Origin of the sequence: Methylobacterium marchantiae, from assembly GCF_042679825.1 — a bacterium.
Lineage (GTDB): Bacteria > Pseudomonadota > Alphaproteobacteria > Rhizobiales > Beijerinckiaceae > Methylobacterium > Methylobacterium marchantiae.
In genome coordinates this window covers 1-675 of record NZ_JBHTND010000087.1, presented here as the reverse complement: position 1 = coordinate 675, position 675 = coordinate 1, and the positions used below count along the sequence as shown (strand labels likewise).

At 68.1% G+C, this 675-nt stretch carries 1 protein-coding gene; it reads right to left on the bottom strand.

The annotated features are described in order from the left end of the window. Positions 1-78 precede the first annotated feature (78 nt). Positions 79-675: IS256 family transposase (locus tag ACFQ4G_RS21930; RefSeq protein WP_379041131.1), on the bottom strand; the 597-nt coding region annotated here is incomplete at its 5' end.

Sequence of the window (675 nt, the reverse complement as noted above, 5' to 3'; positions counted from 1 at the left end):
CGCGTTCCGTCGGTCGTGTGCCTGGGCGTGGTGTAGCTCGGTGAGGACCACCACGATCACCGGCTTGGGCCGGGACGATCAGGCTGCCAGGGTCGGCAGGCTGACGAGGGGATCATCGCCGATCGGGGCGATGCTTTCCAGGGTCATGTAGCGCGACCGCTGGACGGCCCATTCGTCATTCTGTTCGAGCAGGATCGCGCCGACGAGACGTGTGATGGCGGCCTCGTTGGGGAAGATGCCGACCACCTCGGTCCAGCGCTTGATCTCGCCGTTCAGGCGCTCCAACGGACTGGTCGAGTGCAGCTTGACCCGGTGGGCGGCCGGGAAGCCCATGTAGGCCAGCACGTCGGGCTCGGCCGTGTCCATCAGGGCGGCGAGCTTGGGCACCTTGGGGCGGAGTTGGTCGGCCACCCGCCGCCATTGCTGACGGGCCGCCTCGGCATCATCCTGGGCGAAAGCGGTGGCGATGAAGGCCGAGACGACGCGCCGCCCGCTGCGGCCGGCATGGGCGAGCACATTCCTCATGAAGTGCACCCGACAACGCTGCCAGGTGGCGTTCATCACCTTGGCCACCGAGGCCTTGATGCCCTCGTGAGCGTCCGAGATGACGAGCTTGACCCCGCGCAGGCCGCGCCGGGCGAGCTTGCGCAGGAAGTCCGTCCAGAACGTCTCGGC